Below are 5,245 nucleotides of genomic sequence, written 5' to 3'. Positions count from 1 at the left end.
TCCCTTTTTGCTTCCTTTTTTAACTGGTCACTTATTTCCGCCTCGCTGCACTAGTCTGCGCTCTTTAACGGGAACGGGATTCTTGCTCACAGAGGTACTCTTCAATCGTTGGCTGAGTATCAGCTGGAGTGCGAAGCCGTATCCCTCGAATAGAAGTGCCATCACCTATTGGGGTAACGGCACTTGGGTCAATCACGCAGCGTTGGTTGAGCCAAGCCGCCACACTTCCCTCGCCGTTCTCAGATTGCATCTGTTTGCGCCACTTATCAAGAGTCAGGTCACGGGCAATTACCCATTCCATCAACTCTCGAACCCCTACAGGTTTTGGACAACGGCTATCAATTCGCTTCACTTCACTCAGTCCGGTCTTTCGCTTTTTTTTGCTCATGCGCTCTCAAATTAATGACAAATCGATACGCTTTACAGCTAAACCATCCTCCCAGTTTTCTGCACCTGTCACAGGACGCACGTACACCAGATCGGGTGAGGAGTGAGTCACATCTAGAATCACAACTAGTGTGTCTGGCTCTATGGCAGCGTACCGACCATTGACACGACCGTAAGCTGGGCAAGTACCAATATATCGATAGACTTCTTCAGTACTTGGTGTTTTGAGCAAATCCAGTTGCTCTGCCAAAGCGATCGCACTTATCTTTGCTTTCTCTCCCTTAGTCAAGACTGGGTGACTCCAAACCCACAGGAACTGATTACCAAACTTTTCCTTAATAGCCGTCAGTTCTTCTTTGGTCTTCGCTTCCAGTAGACAATTCTTGATTTTGTAGACTCGGTTCCGCTTTGCCTCTAGCGTGTCGCAGGTTGGGTGTGGAAAGTCTAAGTAATCAGCTTCAGTGAACGTCACGGGTGACGAGTTAGGTGACGGGTCAGGTGACGGGTCAGGATACTGATTTTCTGGGCATTCTAGCGTAGGTGACGAGTCAACCTCTATTTCCGCAGCACAACCTACCTCTGTTTTTGCTTCCACTTTAGTGAGAGATGGGAAAGAGGATAATTCAGCTTTTCCAATTTGAATCAAAGTTGATACTTCTTGATTTTCTCCAAAAGTTTGAGTTGACTCGTCACCTTGGCTAAAAGCAGCATCTTGTATAGCTTCTGACTCGTCACCTGACTCGTCACCCGACTCGTCACCTGTCGTTAGCGAAGCGAGACCGTTAGGTCTAGCAGCTCCTGCGGAGCTAACTTTCTCTAAAAGAGTGAAATCATGAGTGGGAATATTCCCATCCATCTCAGTACGAAGTCTCAAACCCTTGATAAATTTCCCAGTCTTAGTGACAACACGTTCTATCTTCCAGCCCAGCACGCTACAGCAGAGTTCTAAGAGATCTGGTGAGAAGTTCTTGACCGCCTTGACCTGAGTACCTGATTGCTTGCCATGAAGACTATAGGAACCGTAGAGAGTAATTGGTGATGCTCCATTGTCAGCTTCGTTTTTGTCAGAGCCGATGGGAGTTTGTGCCATGACATCATAAATTACGCAGTCATTCACCCAAGCGGCAATCGAATCTACACGAATGCGATTCTCCCAGAACTCCAAAGTACATTCGGGAATGGCTGCCAGTCCGGTTAAAGTTCGGGTGACTTCTTCATTTGACAGTGATAAAACATAGTTAGTGAAGGCATCTAGTTCTGCTTGGAACTCTGTATTGAGGTCACGCTTACTTGCTGCGGTCACCGGATTATTACAAGGTACTGGCAATACCCGTCGCGCTATCCGTGAGGCAGCATCGCCGGTAAAAATCGGCAGGTTAGATAGAACTAGCACCATGCCGTCATAACGATACTGGAAGCCCTTCTTACCCTTCTCCTCTGCCCGTACCCAGTCTCCCCCAGTGAGTGAGAGAAACTTACTTAACTTCCCGGTCTGCTTATCTTCGTCCCAGAATACAACCAGACGCTTGCGATAGGCATTAGCCGCCTCAAAGCGGTTGTTGCACCAATCGTCCATTGTGGTACTGAAAATGTTCTCTTCCCCAATTAGGTCGGTGAGTAAGCGTCCAAATGTGCCCTTCCCGGTTCCTCCTAGTCCAATTAGGTGAAGGAACTTTTGGAGGTCAGCCCGTCCCTTTAAGACAGCATTACAGAAGCACAGCAGAATATTCTTGAGCGCAGGGTTGTTAGCTGATAGATGGTCAAGGTAGGCATCAATCCCACTCCAGTCTGTTGCTTCTGGATTATGTTCGCGTGGTAGCTGCCAAGTGAGTAGATAGGCTGGTGAGTGAGACAGCAGTTCTCCTGTAGCGACCTCTAAAACTCCATTGCGGAATGGCAGTAATTTATTAGGGGAGTGTTCCTGCCATTTTCGCTCAATCAGAATGTGCCTTAACTTTTTGACAATATTGACGATATAGCTGTTGCTGTTATAGCCAGTGATGCCTTTCCCATCAATGATGTTGCTGATTATCGACTCAACATATTCATCCGTTTCAACAGACCATTGACCGTTAAAGTCGGTTCCGTAACGCATCCACCCACCAATTTCATTGTTAAATCTCAGCTCGTTTCGATACTGTTCGGCTATTTCGCAGGCAACGATATCAGCGGGTGGAATTTTGTTGGTCTTCTTGTAGTCACCTGATAAGGGTTGCTGGAACTGCTTTTCCCAGGTTTCAATATTGACAGCTTTACCCATCACCTCCCACTTGAAGCGATTAGCGCCGTTGATCTGGATATAGTCATCCATCCCCTTACCCTCGTCAACTGTCCACAGTCCTGTTATGGAGTAGAGCGGAACTTTAAACAGTTTAAGTTGAGCAATGAGTTTCCGTTGTTCCCAAAGCACGAGTTCGTTAGTTGTACAGTCAGCATCGAAACCAATAATGAATCCAAATCCAGCTTTAGCGTATTGTTCTAGTGTCTTGACCAGATAGCGCTTTCCCTGTGGATCGGCTTTGGAACTAGTAAGACCCATTGATACACTTAGCAGAGCAATGGTGGGGATGTCGTTTGAACAACCGGCGATCGCTTTCCAGAATCCCTCAGTCAAAACTAAGCAAGGATAATCATCAACGACATAGCACTTCCGCTTCAAAGCTTCCAAGTCACTCCAGTAGTTTGGAGCATCTGGGTGCAGAGGCAGCATTACGTCATAGTCACCGCTTTCGTCTTGAGGAGCGCGGTATTTAGGTGCTTTCTTCTTGCCCTTAGCTTTATCCTTTTGTGATATCCAAGGTTTATCTGGCATCAACTGCCCCTGGATACCAACGCCATCCATCCAGATTCCACCTGAGCTGGCTTGATATCCCAGTAACATTGAGGCTTCTTCTGTAGTTACTGAGCGGCAGTTGACCTCTATCCAACGGCGATCTAACTTTCGTTTGTCAACACACTCTTTATAGTGCTGGTCGGTAAGTGTCTTTTGTGCTGTATTGAATGTCGTCTGGGAATGTTGATCTACAAAATTTTGGGTGTCTGTAACAGCCATTTTTCTCCCTCCAGTTTGTTTGCCAGAGAGAGCCTGTGATAGCCTGTCAATACAAGCTATTTTTAGCTCTCCAAAACCAGCCAGGGAGATTTTCCACGTCAGCCCTTGCTGGTGAGATTTTCTTTGTTTTAATAGATGTGCCGATGGACACCTATTCTTCTATCGTCTGCATCATAAGAGCTTAGGTGTTTCAGTCACTTTGCCTCCTTTTCCTTCGTAGGTGGTTTCTTCGGTGGAATTTTCCCTTCTTCCTTAGCGTTTGTTACTACCGTTTCAATCAAGAACGCTGTTAGGTTTGCAACAGCACGACCTTGGGAATTAGCCCATTGCTCTAAATCCTCATAAATTGCATCTGGCAGTGTCACGTAAACTCGCTTACTCACTGGGTCGCATCTATTTAACTCGGCTCCATCGTACATCTTTAGCACCGAGGTAGAGGGTATTAGCCTACAAACTGTGGCTGATTAGTGGCTATTTGCCACTAATAATATGCTATATTGCCCAATGAATCAGCACTGACGAAGACCTGTTCTTAGGCATTACTATGTCCACTGCGCTAATGAGAAGTGGGCGTTGTCCTATTGTCCTAATCTCGTCTTCCTCGACTCCAATCCACCAAGCGCTTAGCAATGATTAGCCACTTGTTTATCTCAGCGAAGCGTAGACGCTTGGCTTTTCAACAACTAATGGTTTGAAAGCGATGATCCATCAACGAATCAGTTCTCCCCCAAAATCTCCCCCAAAATTTGCGCTAGGAGAGGAAGTAATTTGGGCGAAAGTCCCAGCACACGATTACGGAGAGGTAAGCGGTCGGATTTGGTCGAACGAGAGTGCTTCGTGTAAGACCCTATGGGGCTGGCATTATCTAGTGAAATTACATCCCAATAGCCGTAGCTATCCTTACTGCGAAGAAGACTGGGCGTATGAAGCCGACCTTGAGTTGCTCAGTGAATTCAACAAAAGTCGAGATGGGGGTGAGGCAAGTGGTTAGAGAGAATCCAGAAGTCAAGGATTTTCAAAACTGGTTTTACGGAAAGCAGCACCCATCAGAGTTTGCCATCCTGTGGGCGCCTGTCAGCTACAGAGAACTAGGACTGTTGGCGGGAGTGAGCGAATCGACCGTCCAACATTGGCTTAGTGACAAGGACGCTCAATCACGTTGGGAACCGGCTGATAGACCGATGCGCCTACTAGCGTTCGCGTCTTGGTGGTTGAAGACGTTTGGTGTAACGCCGGAGCAGCTAATAGCACAATTTGAGCTTCAAGCACGACGTTGAAAGCTGTTATGACAACGTTTTAAAAGACAGCCACCCTCAGATAGGGTGGTTTTTGTTGTCAAAGCAATTTTTTCGTATGCGTTAACTGCCGCAACACCTTAGCCTCCTGGCTTGTTATTGCAAGGGAATGGTCAGCCGATGTCCTTTGTGCGACATCGATGTCGCGAAAGGAAAAGACGTACTCATCAGGCGGAAGCTCTCAAAGTCCAAGGCGATACAGTGTCGCTTTCGATAGGCGTGGTCATCAGGCGAAAGCTCTTGAAGCCCTTCGCGACATCGATGTCGCGAAAGGAAAAGACGTAGTCATCAGGCGAAAGCTCCCGACGGTCAGGAAGCGAATGAGGAAACATCACCGGGTTCTAATTATCGACCCAAAAATCCGAGCAATGGCAAGTGTTCTTTTCAACAAAGAAGCGACTTCAAAGCAAGCAGCAGCACCAAAGCTCACGAAAAATCAGTCCGCACGAGACGAATCAGGAGAAGGGATGACAGAAATTGAACACCAAATACTAGAAAGATATGCCCAAGG

General features: G+C 47.0%; 6 protein-coding genes. 3 read left to right on the top strand and 3 right to left on the bottom strand.

Annotated elements, in window-relative coordinates:
• Window positions 1-64: 64 nt before the first annotated feature.
• The 3 genes from AC5JL3_RS25140 to AC5JL3_RS25130 form a co-directional block, all read right to left on the bottom strand.
• On the bottom strand, window positions 65-388 hold the full coding sequence (locus AC5JL3_RS25140) for a hypothetical protein (protein WP_496077079.1): 324 nt from the start codon (window positions 386-388) through the stop codon (window positions 65-67).
• Window positions 389-394: 6 nt separating this feature from the next.
• The gene (locus tag AC5JL3_RS25135; RefSeq protein WP_496077078.1) at window positions 395-3,439 is read right to left on the bottom strand and encodes a DUF3854 domain-containing protein; all 3,045 of its coding nucleotides are present in this window, start codon (window positions 3,437-3,439) and stop codon (window positions 395-397) included.
• 194 nt (window positions 3,440-3,633) lie between these two features.
• Window positions 3,634-3,858: a ribbon-helix-helix domain-containing protein gene (locus AC5JL3_RS25130; RefSeq protein WP_496077077.1), complete on the bottom strand. Its 225-nt coding sequence runs from the start codon at window positions 3,856-3,858 to the stop codon at window positions 3,634-3,636.
• Window positions 3,859-4,139: 281 nt separating this feature from the next.
• On the opposite strand from AC5JL3_RS25130, the gene AC5JL3_RS25125 reads away from it, so the two are divergent.
• The 3 genes from AC5JL3_RS25125 to AC5JL3_RS25115 all read left to right on the top strand — a co-directional run.
• Window positions 4,140-4,430: a hypothetical protein gene (locus AC5JL3_RS25125; RefSeq protein ID WP_496077076.1), complete on the top strand. Its 291-nt coding sequence runs from the start codon at window positions 4,140-4,142 to the stop codon at window positions 4,428-4,430.
• On the top strand, window positions 4,387-4,716 hold the full coding sequence (locus AC5JL3_RS25120; RefSeq protein WP_496077075.1) for a hypothetical protein: 330 nt from the start codon (window positions 4,387-4,389) through the stop codon (window positions 4,714-4,716). The genes AC5JL3_RS25125 and AC5JL3_RS25120 overlap by 44 nt, the downstream gene beginning before the upstream one ends.
• Before the next feature lie 158 nt (window positions 4,717-4,874).
• A partial coding sequence (locus tag AC5JL3_RS25115; RefSeq protein WP_496077074.1) for a hypothetical protein occupies window positions 4,875-5,245 on the top strand: 371 nt, incomplete at its 3' end.

It is taken from the genome of Symplocastrum torsivum, from assembly GCF_059505465.1.
The sequence above is the reverse complement of the archived record's forward strand: the minus strand, read 5'-3'. Positions and strand labels throughout refer to the sequence as shown.